Raw genomic sequence first — 15,205 nt, forward strand, 5'->3', positions numbered from 1 at the left:
ACGGCATGGACGCCCGGTTCAGGCCCTGGAACCAGGATCGGACCGCCGGCGGGCCACGCGCCGCCGCATGGCCCACCGGACTCGGGATCAGTCCGCCCACTTCACGGAAGGATGCCGGGAGAGGGGTTCACCGGCACGACCGATCGAGGGCCGGGCGCCCGTCTCGTCAGTGACCACCGCCCAGGTAAGCCGCCTGGACGGCCGGATCGTCGCGAAGCTGCGCGGCGGGCCCCTGGAACCGGATCCGGCCGTTCTCCAGCACGTAGGCGTAATCGGCGACCCCCAAGGCCGCCATGGCGAACTGCTCGACGAGGAGCATCGTGACCTGTTCTTCCTTCAGCCTGCGGATGGTGCGAAACACCTCTTCGACGAGCTTGGGGGCGAGGCCCATCGAGGGTTCGTCGAGGAGGAGGATATCCGGGCGCAGCATCAGCGCCCGGCCCATCGCGAGCATCTGCTGCTCGCCCCCCGACAAGGTTCCGGCGAGCTGGTGACGCCTCTCCCGGAGGCGCGGGAACAGCTCGAACGCGCGCTCGCGGTCGGCCGCCACATCGCCCTTCGGACGGGAGCCCGTCAGGCGCGGGAAGGCGCCGAGGGTCAGATTGTCTTCCACGCTCAGCGTCGCGAAGACGCGACGGCCCTCGGGCGAGTGGGCGAGCCCCGCACTCGCCACGTCATGACTCTCGAGGCCCCCGACCTCGCGGCCGTTCAGCCGGATCGATCCGCTGCGTGGGCGGATCATGCCGGAGAGCGCCCGCATGGTCGTGGTCTTTCCGGCCCCGTTCGAGCCGATCAGGGTCACGATCTGTCCCTTGGGCACCTCGAACGAGAGCCCGTGCAGGACTTCGATCTGGCCGTAGCCGGCCGAGAGGTTCGTCACCTCAAGCATGGGCGGGCTCCTGGTCTGCGACGGGACTGCCGAGATACGCTTCGATGACCTTCGGATCCTTCTGGATCTCGCGGGCGCCGCCCTCCGCGATCTTGTGGCCGAAGTCGAGCACGCTGACGCGGTCGCACAGGCCCATCACCACGTCCATGTGGTGCTCGATCAAGATGACGGTGATGCCAGCATCGCGGATCTTGCGGATGATCGTGGTGAGATCGGCGATATCGGGTGCCGTGAGGCCGGCAGCGGGTTCGTCGAGGAGGAGAAGGACGGGGTCGAGGGCGAGCGCGCGCGCGATCTCGAGCAGCCGCTGCTTGCCGTAGGGGAGATTGCGGGCCTCGACCTGGGCGAGGCCGCCGAGGCCCACGAAGTCGAGGATCGCCATCGCACGGACCCGCGCATCCCGCTCCTCCCGGCGACGCCGGGGCGTGCCGAAGATCGCGTCGACGATGGTGCCCTTGAAAGTGTGGTGCAGGCCCACGAGCACATTCTCCAAGGCCGTCATCTCCCGGAAGAGCTGGACGTTCTGGAAGGTGCGCGCGACGCCCGCCGAGGCGATCTCGGAGGGGGTGCGTCCGTTGAGCCGCTGCATCCCCCCCTCTCGCGCCAAGGTCACCGTGCCGCCGGTCGGGGTGTAGATGCCGGTGAGCACGTTCATCATCGTGCTCTTGCCCGATCCGTTCGGGCCGATGAGCCCGTGGATCGTGCCCGGCCGCACGGCGATGTCGACACCCGCGAGGGCCTTGAGGCCGCCGAACTGCATCAGGACGGACTCGATCTTCAGGAGCGGATCCGCGTCGGCCCCGCCGCGCTGCGCGACGAGGGCCGCGCCCTGCGCCGTCAGGGCCCGGCCCTCGGCGGTGTGGGCGGGGCGCAGGGCCGGGATCTTCTCCCTCAGGAACCCGACGATGCCGTCGGGCAGGTAATAGACAACGAACAGAATCATCAGGCCGAACACGGTCAGGCGGAAATCCGTCACCGATTGCAGGGCGAGCGTGGCGGGCAGGAACAGCACGCAGAGCACGACCGGCACCAGGATGGCGTAGCGGTTCTCCTGCCGACGCAGGAACGCACGCGCGCCCACGACGAGGGCGGCCAGGGCGATCGCCCCCGCCATGATGCGGACGAGTTCTATATCGGCCAGAATGTTGGGCATCATCACGATGATGGCGGACCCGATCAGGGGCCCGGCCCTCGACTTGCGTCCGCCCATCGTCACCGCGAGCAGGAACAGCACGGTCAGTTCGAAGCCGTAGGAGTTCGGGGCGACGTAGCGCTCCGACCACGCGAACAGCGCGCCCGCGAGCCCCGCGAGGGCCGCCGATATGACGAAAGCGTAGACCTTGTAGCGATAGACGCTGACGCCCATGCAGTCGCAGGCGATCGGCGAGTCGCGCAGGGCCTCGAAGGCTCGACCGAACGGCGAGCGCACGACTCGGTTCACCACGACGATCGTCAGCAGCAGCGCGGCGCAGACGAGATAGTAGAATTCCAGCTTGCGCCCCGCGGCACCCCACGGCGACGACATGCCGATCAGCGAGAAATCGAGGACGCGCGCCGGCGGAAGGGTGATGCCGAGGGGCCCGTTGGTGAGGGGCGTGAGTTCGTTGATGAAGATCTGGATGATGGTGCCGAAGGCGAGCGTGACCATCGCCAGATAGGGGCCGGTCACGCGCAGGGCCGGGACCGCGAGCAGAAGTCCGAAGACCGACGTCACGGCGGTCCCGGCGATCAGCCCGGACCAGAGGCCGAGCTTGAAGTGCAGGAACAGCACGGCCGCCGAATACGCGCCGATTCCGAACAGGCCGGCATGCCCGAGACTGACCTGCCCCGTATAGCCGACGACGATGTCGAGCCCCAGGATGAGGATCGCATAGATCGCGATCACGACCAGCAGGTGGATGTAGTAGGAACTCGTCACCACGTGCGGGAAGGCGGCGAGGAAGACGACGAGGAGGATGGCGCCGAGGAGGCCGACATGGCGGCCGAGCCTCGGCGCGGCGGCGGGCGTCGCCGCCGGTGCGAGGGTGGACTGAGCCATGGCGTCAGGCTCCTGCTGGCTGGATGCGGGGGAATACGGGAGGGCGGGGAGCGAGGAGGGGCACGCTCAGACCTTCTTGATCACGGCCTTGCCGAACAATCCGACGGGGCGGATCGAGAGGACGACGAGGAGGAGGATCAGGCCGGGCACATCCTTGTAGCCGGTCGAGATGTAGAAGCCGGTGAGCGTCTCGGCGACACCGAGGATCAGCCCGCCGACGATCACGCCGAGGCCGGATTCGAGACCTCCGATGATCGCGACCGCGAAGGCCTTCAGGGCCAGCACCGCCCCCATGGTCGCACCCGTGAGGGTGACGGGCGCGACGAGGACGCCCGCGAAGGCGGCCGTCATGGCGCTGATCGAGTAGGAGAGCGTGATCACCTTCTGCGTGTTGATGCCCATCAGGCCGGCGGCGTCGATGTCGTTCGAGGTCGCCACGACTGCCTTCCCCCAGATCGACTTGCGGTTGAAGATCTCGACCGCGAGCATCATCAGGAGGGCGCCGGCGACGATCAGCAACTCCATCGGCAGCACCCGAGTGTCGCCGAGTTGGATCGCCGCCTCGGGCAGGGGTGAGGGAAACTTCAGGTCGTCGCGGCCCCAGATGTTCTCCGCCACGTTGCGGAAGATGATCCCCAGCGCGATCGTGGCCATGATCCATCCGTACTCGGACTTGATCTTGACCGCGGGCCGGACGCCGAGCCGCTCGATGACGGCGCCGAGCGCGAAGCCGAAGACGAGAACCAGCGGGATCATCAGCCAATACCCGACGATCGGCACCAGGGTCAGGCCGAACAGGGCCCCGAGGGCGAGCGCCTCGCCCTGACCGAAGTTCAGCGTCTTCGAGGTGGCGAAGGTGAGTTGATAGCCGAAGGCGATGGCGGCGTAGATCATGCCGACGGCGACGCCGGACGCGATGAGCTGGAGGAAGATGGCCATGAGCGCGTTACCGTAGAGGGTGGGAAGTCGGTGTAGATGCAGGACATCGGGTCCTGGGAAGACCAGAACCCGGCTCGGTTCATCGTCGCTCGAATGCCCGGGGACGGCGCGTCTCGCAAAACCTGGCGGACGGCCGTCGCATGGTCCGATTCACGGGTCTTTCACGAAGGCCGAGGCCCTTTGAGAGACCCGCGAAACGTCTCAGTTGGCCGACTTCTCCTTCACGCGGACGACGCCCGCGTTCTTGGCGTCCTCCTCCTTGGCGTAGACGATCTTGCCGTCCTGCACCTTGCCGAACACCACCATGTTGCGGGTGATCGCGTTGTGGTCCTTGGCGGTGAAGGGCTTCTCGTAGGTCGTGACCACGCCCTCGACGCGCTCGTTCAGGTTCTCGAGCGCCGCACGGATCTTCGCGCCATCGGTGGAACCGGCCTGCTTGATCGCCGCGGCGAGCAGATAGACCGAATCGTACCCTTGCGCCCCGGCCACCGGGGTCGGAATCTTCGAGACGCCGTAGGTCTTGTAGTAGTTCTCCAGGAAGCTTTTCCGCTTGGGCAGCGTCTGATCTTCGATGAAGGTCTGGGGCATCATCACGCCGTTGCCGTTCGCGCCGGCGATATCGAGGAAGCTCTGCATCGAGGAGGGCCACGAGGTGATCATCGGCACCTTCCAGCCGAGCTTGGCCATGCCATTCGCGATCTGCGCGAGCTCGGGCCCGATCCCGTAGGCGAGGATGACGTCGGCTCCGGCCTGCTGCGCCTTCAACAACTGGGCCGTCATGTCGACGTCCTTGATGTTGAACTTCTCCACCACGACCGGCTTCACGCCCTTGGTGGCGAGGTACTTCTCGATATCCTCGCGGCCGAGCTGGCCGTAATTCGTCGAATCGGCGAGGAGCGCGATCTTCTTGAAGTTCCGGGCCAACGCCTCGTCGACCATCATGCCCGCCTGGAGCACGTCGTAGGCCGAGTTCCGGAAGACGTAGTTGGCGTCGTAGTCCGGCTCCTTGAACTGGTTCGTGATGATCGTGCCGGTGGCGACGTTGTTGAACACCGGAATCTCCGCTTCCTGGTAGAAGCGCTGCGCGGCCAGGGCCACGCCGGTGTTGATGAAGCCGATGGTGGCGGCGACTTTTTCCTTGTTGATCAGTTCCTGGGCGACCTGAGCGCCGACCTCGTTCTTCGCTTCGTCATCGCGCTCGACCAGCAGCAGCGGACGTCCGAGCACGCCACCGGCCTTGTTGATCTCCGCGGCCGCGAGACGGGCCGCGTCGCGCATCGAAACACCCATGGCGGAGGACCCGCCGGTATAGGGGCCCGTGACACCGATCTTGATGGGATCGGCCGCGTAGGCCGGGAATGCCGCAAACGTCGTGCAGACGAGCGCACCCAAGAGTACGCGTCTCTTCAGCGTGATCATATTCTCTCCCTCGCTCCGACCGCATGCCCTTCATGGTGGCATTTTGTATCGAATCTTCAGTATTCCTGACGCAAGAGTTCTAATTCTGTCAAGGCATGGAGGCGATTTTGGCTACTTGATTATTCACTGGAAAATAGCCCGGCCCATGGATTAATTTTCAAATTTTATTTCGAACCAAGAGATAGCTTCGTGTTAAGTTCCTAAAAGTAACGTATTCCATGATTTTGACTCTGAGTAAATTGCAAATTCGCCAAACTGAAATAATTCCGGCCCTCGGAGAGCCAACCCGAAAGTCCGCAACGGCAAGAGAAACCTAATTTCACTATAAGCAGACGACAAATCCTTCGTCGCAAGCCCTGTGAAACGATCTGGAATTCGATATCTGAACCGCACAGAACTCTGATTGACGTTGTCGCTGCGGACATAGCCTACCCCCGTTCGACAGCAGGAATTCGAGGGTCGTATACCGTCGATCTTGATGGGCAGGGCGAGCCGGAGCACCGGTCGTAATTTCGAAATACTTGCGAATGAAGTCGGGTTCGGATTGGTTCTGCTGACGTGATCGCATGAAGCATCGTGTGGGCATCACCTCCCCGACCTCGGCGGCGATCATTCCAATTTGCTCAAACGTCGCAGGGCGGGCCTCACCGTCGAGCAAGTCAGCGCCCAGGTCGGCTCAGCTCCACGGGACCAGCCGCGCCGGCGTCAGTGACATCCTCGACATGGTGAAGTGCATCGGCGCCTGAACCGCCGGTACGATCATCGGCGACCCGCGCGCCGCCGAACCACCGCCCGGTCCGCGCCGACGGTTGGGTCTGGGGTCATCCGGGCCAGGGCGCTCGCATCCGCACGCCTCGTGCCCGGAAGCGTAAAACCGTGGCCGGTCGAGGTCTCGAGCGCCGACTTTCGAGATCCCGACGCAACCCGACCGTTCAGAAGCCCGAACCGATCCGCCTAGAGGGTGAGCGACACCTTCACCACGCCGCCATCCTCCTTGTCGGGGCGGGTGGTGAAGCCGAGCTGCCGGCAGACGGCGAGCATCGGCCGGTTCTCGCGCAACACCGTGCCCTCCACCCGCGACAGCCCCTCGATCCGGGCCCAGTCGATCATCAGGCTCATCAGGGCGAGGCCGAGGCCGGTGCCCTTGCGGTCGCCGCGGATGAGGATGGCGTATTCCCCGCTCTCGTGATTGGCGTCCGCGTGCAGGCGTACGGCGCCGAGCATGAGGCCACTGCCCGCGTCGATCGCCACGAAGGCGATGGCGCGGGCGTAGTCGAGCTGCGTGAGCTTGGCCAGGAACGCGTGGTTGAAGTCGCGCACCGGCGCGAAGAAGCGCAGGCGCAGGTCCTCCGCGCTGACCGACTGGAAGAAGGTGAGGAACAGGGCCTCGTCCTCGGGCCGTACCGGGCGCACCGTCACGGTCTCGCCCTTCAGGGTCAGCCGGCGCTCCCACTCCACCGGGTAGGGCCGGATGGCGAAGCGCGGATGGTAGGCTCCGCGCGACCGCCGGCCCGCCGCCTCGGGCGCCACCATCACGCGGGCGTCGAGGGCGAGGGCGCCGCGCTCGTCGGCGAGCAGGGGGTTGATGTCGAGCTCGCGCACCTCCGGGCAGTCGGCGGCGAGTTGCGCGAGCTTCACCAGCACCAGAGCCACCGCGTGTCGGTCCACGGCGGGCACGTCGCGATAGGCGGCCAGCCTTCGGGCGACGCGGGTGCGGTCGATGAGTTCGGAGGCGAGCCGGAGGTCGAGGGGCGGCAGGCCCAGCGCCCGGTCGTCGATGACCTCGACCGCCGTGCCCCCCCGCCCGAACACCACCACGGGGCCGAAGGTCGGGTCCTCGGCGAGGCCCGCGATGAGTTCGCGCTGCTTGCCGCGGCGGATCATCGGCTGGACGGCAAAGCCCATGATGCGCGCCTCCGGCGCGAGGCGCCGGGTCCGGGCGATGATGTCGGCGGCCGCCGCCCGGACGTCGGCCTCGCTGGTGAGGTCCAGGCGCACGCCGCCGACGTCGGATTTGTGCACGATGTCCGGCGAGACGATCTTGAGGGCGACCGTGCCGCCGCCGGCGATGATGCTCCAGGCGGCGGTGGCCGCCGCGTCGATGTCGGGGGCGAGCGTCAGGGGCACGCTGTCGATGCGGTAGGCGGCCAGCAGCTCCGACACCGCCAGGGGGTCGAGCCAAGTCTGGCCGTTGGCCAGCGCCCGGGCCACGATGGCGCGGGCGGTCTCCACGTCCGGCGAGAAGCCGCGGGGCAGCGAATCCGGCGTGCGCATGAGGTCGTCCTGCGCCTCGCGGTAGCGCACGAGGTGCAGGAAGCCCTCGACCGCGTCGGAATCGGTGGGAAAACGCGGGATGCCGGCCTCCGCGAGGCGGCTCGCGGCCCCGGCCTCCTCGCCGATCGTCACCGCGAAGACCGGCTTCTTGCGCGACCCGCCCCGGCGTACCCGCGTGACGGTGTCGGCGATCGCGGCGGCGACCTCGGTGCTGTCCGAGCGGGCGGTCGGCACGTGCACGACCAGGACCGCGTCGTTGCCCGGATCGGCCAGGAGGGGCGCGAGGGCCGCCGCATAGGCCTCGGGGCCGGCGGCGACGCCGAGATCGACGGGATTGCCGAGGGTGCCGGCGGCCGCCAGCGTCCCGCCCCGGTCGGCGAGGCGGTCGGCGGCCAGGGCGCCGATGCCGCGCCCGTTACCGAGGATCGCCAGGCGATGGCCCGGGAAGGGCCGCTGCCGGCCCAGGGTCTCCACGGCGGAGAACATCGCATCGAGGCTGTCGACGGACAGGAGGCCCGCCCGGCGGAAGGCCGCCTCGTAGACGGCGTCGGGCCGCGCCAGGGCGCCCGTATGGGTCGTGATCTGGCGGGGCGCCGCCCGATGGCGCCCCGCGCGCAGGATGACGACCGGCTTGGCCCGGGCAGCGGCGCGGGCCGCCGACATGAACTTGCGCGCATCCGTCACCACGTCGAGGGAGAGCAGGATCGCGCGGGTTCGGATGTCGGCGGCGAAGTGATCGAGGCAATCGGCGACATCGATGTCGCAGGCGATCCCGAGGGACATCACCGCCGAGAAGCCGACATGGCGCCGGGCCGCCCAGGCCACGATCCCGGCCGCCACGGTGCCGGATTGCGAGACGAGGGCGATGTCGCCGGCCTTCGGCGGGAGGGCGAGCAGGCTGGCGTCGAGATGGGCCCCGGGAACCGAAAGGCCGATGCTGCCCGGTCCGAGCAGGCGCAGGCCGGTGCGGCGCGCCTCGGCGCGGGCGGCTTCGCACAGGTCGTCGCCGACGTCCGGCGTGAGGATAACCGCGGCGGCCGCGCCCCTTCGGCCCGCCGCGGCGACGTGACCGGGGATCGCGCCGGCCCCGGTGGCCAGGACGACGAGGTCCGGCGCCTCCGGCAGGTCGGCGAAATCCGCGAAACGGCCGGCGCCGGCCCCCATGCAGCGGATCGGGTTCGGAAACCCGCCGCGCTCGAGGTTTGCCAGGGCCGCCGCGGCGAGGCCGTCGGGTCCGTCATCGAGCCCCGCGAGGGCGATGGCGCGCGGGGCGGTCAGCGCCTCGAAGCGGTACGTGCTCATCGGACGGACAGCCTCATGAATCGATGATCCCGGATCCGCAGACCCTCACGGAACGTCCGGGTCGGAGCCCGGGACGGGGATGTTGCGTCGCACGATGTTATAGAGCGGTCGAGCGCCCGATGCAGGGCTTCCCCCCGGAGATCCACATGCCCGAGACCGTTTCCCCGCAAGATCCCGGCGCGCGCTCCGAGGCATCCGTCCGCGCCAGCATCGTCGCGGCGATGCGGGACCTCATCGGCCTCGGCCTGAGCCAGGGCACCTCGGGCAACGTCTCGGCACGGTTCGGCGACGGCTTCCTCGTCACCCCGTCGGGCATCCCCGCCGAGCGGTTGCGCCCCGAGGACATCGTCGCGATGTCCTGGGACGGCACCTTCAGCCATGCCCTCGCCCCATCGTCGGAATGGCGCTTCCATCGTGACATCCTGTTCGCACGGTCCGAATTCGGGGCGATCGTCCACGCCCACCCGACCCATTGCACGGCGTTCGCCATCTGCAACCGCGCGATCCCGGCGGTCCACTACATGATCGCGGCGGCCGGGGGCCCGACCATCCGCTGCGCGCCCTACGCGCCCTACGGCAGCCAGGAACTCTCCGACGCCGCCCTCGCCGCCCTGGAAGACAGGGCCGGCTGCCTGCTGGCCAATCACGGCATGATCGCGGCCGGAACCAACCTGACGAAGGCACTCTGGCTCGCCGTCGAGATGGAAGCACTCTGCCGCCAATACGCCGCCGCCCTGCAAGTCGGCGCTCCCGTGATCCTCAGCGACGACGAGATCTGGCGGACGGTGGAACGCTTCAAGTCCTACGGGCCGCGAGAGCGCACCAACAACTCAGAGCGATCGACCTCGGCTTAAACATCATGTTCCGACGCCCCGGCTCCCACGAAGACCGGCGCGACCCGGCGCCTAAGTGGTTTTCCGGCGACACCGCCTTTGGAAAACGTGAGGAAATCCTTTCGGGAATCGAAGGCCCTCACGCCGTCAAGTGATCGCACTTTGTATTTTTGATCCGCGAAAGGTCAGATCTCTCGGCACGCCCCCAGAGGGCGACGTTCGTTCTCCGGCCTTTTGCCTCTGAACGCTTCCCGCTCATCCGTAAGCTCTTTTCGTTCAATTTAAGACATAAAACCTGTTTATCAGATCAGCTTCCTATCATTAAATGCGAGGACGCCACACTCCTCTGGCGAAGTTCGCGAAAAACCCGCGAGTTCATGGCTGCCTTTCCAGAACGATCATGAATCATTTGAAACTTTTTGGATCACTCTTGTTACGCGACCTCTGACAGAACCGAAACACTGCCGTCCTCTTGCGCTCTTGCTTGCAACATCATAGTAGGCAGTAAGTCACGACCTTGAACTCACAGGCCGACTGCTTGAAGGGTTCTCCGCCCGGACAGCCGCCATGAATTTCATCGACCACCAGGGGCATAGAATGAATTCAGACAATGAAATGACTCCGGACTTCATTGAGCTGGCAGCAGACATCGTCGCGGCATTCGTGAGCAACAACTCGGTTCCGATCGCGGATCTTCCGGCGCTGATCAGCTCGGTCCACACGACCCTGGGCAAGCTCAACCAGTCGGTAGTGGAGGAGAAGCCGGAGCCGCTGACGCCCGCCGTTTCGGTCAAGCGCTCGATCACGCCGGACTACATCGTCTGCCTGGAGGACGGGAAGAAGTTCAAGTCGCTGAAGCGCCACCTGCGGACGCGCTACGACATGACCCCCGAGCAGTATCGCACGAAGTGGAACCTCTCGAGCGACTATCCCATGGTGGCCCCGAACTACGCCGCCGCGCGCTCGGAACTCGCCAAGAACATGGGTCTCGGTCAGCAGCGCCGTAAGCAGGACAGCGCCCCCGCCACCGAGACCGAGGCGAAGGTGCCGGCACCGCGCGGCCGCCGTCCCAAGGTCGCCGCCCAGGCCTGAGACGGGTCGTCGAGCCGCCCCACGCCTCACCCGCAAGGGTGCCGCGACGAAGGCCGGAGCTGTCCGCTCCGGCCTTCGTTTTCCTGTTGTCCACAGGTCATCCGATGCCCGTGCCGGGGCAGTCGGGGACTTCGGAATTGTGGTCGCGGCGGAGCACCACGCTCTGCTGATCTCCGGCGCGCAGCGCCGACCCGCCCGGGCAGGCGCACCCACAGCGAAGCGCACCGACGGTCGGTGAGGCGAGGAGCGCGCCCCTCCCAGAAATGCGGCACGCCCTTGTTAGAGATCGTGCAACGCTCGGATGGCACGGTTCCGAAGAGCACGCCGCCCGCGACAGGCGCGGACGGCGCCTTCGGGGATTGGGCCACCGCATGACGGAGACATCGCGCCTCGTGGCGCGCCTGTTCTGGACGAGCGTGATCGGGGGAGGCCTCGCCTTCTGGTTCGGTTCGCCGGCCGCCGCGGCCACCGGCCTCACCCTCGCCGCCCTCCTGCTTCACCAGCTCGACCGGCCTCGCCGCATCCGGCGGCTGGTCCGCCGGGTGGCCCGGCGCCATGCCCGCACCCTCGCGTTGCGGCGGCGCCAGGAATGCTTCGTCGATGCCTACGGGAACCTGATCGAGGACGGGTGGGAGCGCGAGCGCGCCTATTTCGCCGAGCGCAGCGTGGTCCCGCTTCTCGAAGCACACGGACAGGTCGAGATCGAGGACGACCTGTGGGAGGACATCCTCGGGATCATCGAGGCGGTCGCGGCCAGCGTGGACCTGCCCGACGAGAGCGAGGCGCCCGAGGACGGGATCGCCTACGAGCGCTACTGCGCCGCGCAGCTGCGCGAGGCCGGCTGGCAGGCGCGGGCGACCCGGGCCAGCGGCGACCAGGGCGCCGACATCGTCGCCGAGCAGGGCGGCGTCCGCCTCGTCGTCCAGTGCAAGCGCTACGCGAAGCCGGTGGGCAACGGGGCGGTCCAGGAGATCGCGGCAGCGATGCCTTACTGGTCGGGCGACATGGCGGCGGTCGTCTCGAATGCCGGCTTCACGCCGGCCGCGCGCAAGCTCGCCGCCGCCGCCGGGGTGCTGCTGCTCCACCACGACGATCTGGCGGCGCTTCGTCCCGTCCGCCGGGTCGAGGCGCGCCGGACGGGGCGTGGCGCCAAGGGGTCAGCGCTGGTCGAGCGGTAGCCAGCGATGCCCCTGCCGGGCCAGCAGCGCCTCTGCACCGGCCGGACCGTCACTGCCGGCAGAGTAGAGTTCCGGGTCCGCGTCGGCCGAGGCCTTAATCACGGGATCGACGGCGGCCCAGGCCGCCTCGATGCTGTCGGCCCGCTGGAACAGGGTCGCGTCGCCGATCATGCAATCGTAGAGCAGGGTCTCGTAGCCGACGCTGGGCGTCTCGCGGAAGAAGTCGCCGTAGTCGAAGGCGGCGGTGACCCGGCCGAGATCCATGCGCGGCCCCGGCCGCTTGGCGTTCATGGCGATGTCGAGGCCCTGCTCGGGGTCGATCCGGAAGCGCAGCATGTCGGGCGCCACGGTGTTGCCGGCCTCGGCGAAGGGCGACGGGGCCGGTGCCTTGACGTGGAGAGCGATCTCGGTGACCCGGCCGGTCATGCGCTTGCCGGTGCGCAGGTAGAATGGAACGCCGCGCCAGCGGTCGTTGTCGATGGCGAGCTTCAGGGCGACGTAGGTCTCGGTGCGCGAATCCGCGGCGACGTTCGGCTCGGCGCGGTAGGCGGGCACCGCGTGGCCGTGCTCCGCGCCGGCCGCGTACTGGCCGCGCACCGCATCCGCCGTGGAGACGGGGCGCACCGCCTGGATCAGGCGGGCCTTCGCGTCGCGCACGGCCTCGGCATCCAGGGTCTCGGGCGCCTCCATCGCCACCATGCAGAGAAGCTGGAACAGGTGATTCGGCACCATGTCGCGCAGCGCCCCGGTGGGTTCGTAGAAGGCGCCGCGCGCCTCGACCCCGATGGTCTCGGCGGCGGTGATCTCGACGACGTCGATGTGGTCGCGGTGCCAGACCGGGCCGAGCAGGCCGTTGGCGAAGCGGATCGCCAGGATGCTCTGCACCGTCTCCTTGCCGAGGAAGTGGTCGATGCGGAAGAACTGGCTCTCGGCGCCCTGCTTCAGGATGCGGGTGTTCAGCGCCCGCGCGGAGTCGAGGTCGCTGCCGAAGGGCTTCTCGATGACGACACGGCGGAAGGCCCCCGCGCCTTCCTTCAGGAGACCCGCAGCCCCGAGGGCATCGACGATCGGGCCGAAGAACCGGGCCGAGACCGCGAGGTAGAAGATCACGTTGCCGGACAGGGCTTCGGCGAGGCCAGAGAAGGTCTCGGGGGCGGTGAAGTCGCCCTGCCGGAAGTGCAGGCGCTCGCGGACGAAGCCCCAGGCCTTGGGGTCGATGTGGTCGGGATGGAATTCGGAGGTGCGGTCGGTGGTGAAGGACTGCATCGTGTCCGACAGCGCCTGGCGCCAGCCCTCGTCGGTGTTGGGGTTGTGGTCGACGCCGATGATGCGGACCGCGTCGTCGAGCAGGCCACCGGACGCGAGGTTGTAGAGGGCCGGCATCAGGAGGCGCTTCGTCAAGTCGCCGCCGGCCCCGAAGATCACCAGGGTACAGGGCGGCGCCTTTGCGACGGGCTCGCCCGTTGCGGCGGCCTTGGGGGGCGGTGTCTCGTCCATGGCCCACGACCTCCAACGTTGGTTGCGGCGCAGCACGCCGGCGAAATCCGCTCGTCAACCTGCGGCGTGCGGCGTCGTTCCGGCCAAGGTCGTGACAGATCGCGGGAATTCGCTCAGCCCGCTCGGCGGGACCGGCGCGGGCGCTATTCGTCCGTGCGGACGGCCTATTCGTCCGTGCGGACGGCCTGGCCCGAATCCACCGGCAGCCGGGTCTCCTTCAGTTCCTCACCGCTCGGCAGGCTGCGCACGTCCCAGCCGCCGCCGAGCGCCCGGATGAGGGACACGGCGGTGGTGAAACGGTTGAGGCGGATCTGCAGGGCGGTGACCTCGTTGTTGAGGGCCAGCGCCTGGGCCGTGACCACCGTGGTGAAGTTCTGGGTGCCGGCCCGGTACTCGTTCAGGGTGATCTCCACGGCGCGCCGCGCCGAGGCGACGGCCTCGTCCTGGGCCACCTGCTGGCGGGCCAGGATGCGCACGCCGGCCAGCCCGTTCTCGACCTCCGAGAAGGCCGTGAGCACGGTCTGGCGGTAGTTGGCCACGCTGGCGTCATAGGCCGCGCGGGTGATGCGCAGGGCCGCCGCGCGGGCGCCACCGTCGTAGAACACCTCGGAGCCCGCGGCCGCCACCGACCAGACCTGGTTGACCGCCGAGAACAGGCCGTTGGCGGGGTTGCCCGAGATGCCGCCGGAGGCCGAGAGGGTCACGGTGGGATAGAACGCCGCTACCGCGACGCCGATCTGCTCGCTCTGGGCCTGGACGTTGCGCTCGGCCTGCGCGACGTCGGGGCGGCGCTCGAGGAGTGCGGAGGGGATGCCGACCGGGACAGCGGGCGGCCGCACGGCGAGCGGCGCCACCGGCAGGCTCAAGGCGGAGGGCGGCCGCCCGACGAGGAGCGCGATGGCGTGCTCGAAGGTGGCGCGCTGGAGGCCGACGGCGATGGCCTGGGCCTGGGTGGTCTGGAGCAGAGTCTGGGCCGTGATGACGTCCGAGCGCGCGGCGACGCCGGCATTGTACTGGTTTTCGGTGATCGCCAGGCTCTTCTTGTAGCCCTCGATGTTCTCGTTGAGCACGCGCTGGAGCGAATCCTGGTAGCGCAGGGTCAGGTAGTTGGTTGCCACCTCGGACTGGAGCGTCAGGCGCACCAGGGCGAGGTCGGCGGCGCTGGCCTGCGCGGTAGCGACCTCGCTCTCGATGTTGCGGCGGATGCGGCCGAACAGGTCGAGTTCCCAGCTCGCCTGGCCCTGGAGGGAGACGTTGGTGCGCTCGATGCCGAGGGCGCGGGACCGCGAGATGCTGGGCGCGCCGGTCACCGTCGGGAACAGGGCGGCGCGGGCCTGGGCGACGAAGCCGCGCGCCTGCTCGTAGGCGGCGACCTGGGCGCGCAGGCTCTGGTTGTCGACGTCGACGAGGCGGATCAGCCGGTCGAGGGTGGGGTCGCGGAACACACGCCACCAGTCGCCGCGCTCGGCCCCGTCATTGGGGGCGGCCGGGCGCCAGCCCTTGCGGCTCGCCACGTAAGACGCGCTGTCCTCCCGGGTGCCGCCTTCCTTGAAGGCCAGCGGCGTCTCCACGGAGGGACGGGAATAGTCGGGGCCGACCATGCAGCCGGAGACCGACGCCGCGAGGGCGACGAGGGCGGCGAGATGCGACGGGCTCCCTCTCCTGGAAGGAGAGGTTTGGGGTGAGGTGTGGTCCATCTCCGAAAAGGTCACGCACCTCACACTGTCCCTCTCCTTCCAGGAGA

At 68.2% G+C, this 15,205-nt stretch carries 10 protein-coding genes; 3 read left to right on the plus strand and 7 right to left on the minus strand.

Translation table 11 applies throughout. From position 1 onward, the window contains the following. Positions 1-166: 166 nt before the first annotated feature. The 5 genes from MKK58_RS02695 to MKK58_RS02715 form a co-directional block, all read right to left on the minus strand. Complete coding sequence (locus MKK58_RS02695) at positions 167-889, minus strand: ABC transporter ATP-binding protein (RefSeq protein ID WP_243910632.1); 723 nt, start codon at positions 887-889, stop codon at positions 167-169. Continuing rightward, entirely contained in the window at positions 882-2,927 is a 2,046-nt protein-coding gene (locus MKK58_RS02700; RefSeq protein ID WP_243910633.1) for an ABC transporter permease subunit, read from the minus strand. The genes MKK58_RS02695 and MKK58_RS02700 overlap by 8 nt, the downstream gene beginning before the upstream one ends. Positions 2,928-2,993: 66 nt before the next feature. Next, on the minus strand, positions 2,994-3,866 hold the full coding sequence (locus MKK58_RS02705; RefSeq protein ID WP_243910634.1) for a branched-chain amino acid ABC transporter permease: 873 nt from the start codon (positions 3,864-3,866) through the stop codon (positions 2,994-2,996). 201 nt (positions 3,867-4,067) lie between these two features. Continuing rightward, the gene (locus MKK58_RS02710) at positions 4,068-5,285 is read right to left on the minus strand and encodes an ABC transporter substrate-binding protein (protein WP_243910635.1); all 1,218 of its coding nucleotides are present in this window, start codon (positions 5,283-5,285) and stop codon (positions 4,068-4,070) included. 954 nt (positions 5,286-6,239) lie between these two features. After that, on the minus strand, positions 6,240-8,861 hold the full coding sequence (locus MKK58_RS02715; RefSeq protein ID WP_243910636.1) for a bifunctional acetate--CoA ligase family protein/GNAT family N-acetyltransferase: 2,622 nt from the start codon (positions 8,859-8,861) through the stop codon (positions 6,240-6,242). A 146-nt stretch (positions 8,862-9,007) separates the two neighbouring features. Between MKK58_RS02715 and MKK58_RS02720 the strand changes: the two genes are divergently transcribed. From MKK58_RS02720 to MKK58_RS02730, 3 genes are all read left to right on the plus strand, one after another. After that, the gene (locus tag MKK58_RS02720) at positions 9,008-9,715 is read left to right on the plus strand and encodes a class II aldolase/adducin family protein (RefSeq protein ID WP_243910637.1); all 708 of its coding nucleotides are present in this window, start codon (positions 9,008-9,010) and stop codon (positions 9,713-9,715) included. Positions 9,716-10,261: 546 nt separating this feature from the next. After that, the gene (locus MKK58_RS02725; protein ID WP_409565173.1) at positions 10,262-10,786 is read left to right on the plus strand and encodes a MucR family transcriptional regulator; all 525 of its coding nucleotides are present in this window, start codon (positions 10,262-10,264) and stop codon (positions 10,784-10,786) included. Positions 10,787-11,157: 371 nt separating this feature from the next. Then, positions 11,158-11,964: a restriction endonuclease gene (locus tag MKK58_RS02730; RefSeq protein ID WP_243910638.1), complete on the plus strand. Its 807-nt coding sequence runs from the start codon at positions 11,158-11,160 to the stop codon at positions 11,962-11,964. On the opposite strand, the gene zwf is transcribed toward MKK58_RS02730, so the two are convergent. Beyond that, complete coding sequence (zwf, locus tag MKK58_RS02735; RefSeq protein ID WP_243910639.1) at positions 11,944-13,461, minus strand: glucose-6-phosphate dehydrogenase; 1,518 nt, start codon at positions 13,459-13,461, stop codon at positions 11,944-11,946. The two genes, MKK58_RS02730 and zwf, sit on opposite strands and share 21 nt — an antisense overlap. 164 nt (positions 13,462-13,625) lie before the next feature. After that, entirely contained in the window at positions 13,626-15,158 is a 1,533-nt protein-coding gene (locus tag MKK58_RS02740; protein ID WP_279578193.1) for an efflux transporter outer membrane subunit, read from the minus strand. Positions 15,159-15,205 lie beyond the last annotated feature (47 nt).

The sequence above is a fragment of the Methylobacterium sp. J-078 genome (assembly GCF_022829285.1).
Taxonomy (GTDB): Bacteria; Pseudomonadota; Alphaproteobacteria; order Rhizobiales; family Beijerinckiaceae; genus Methylobacterium.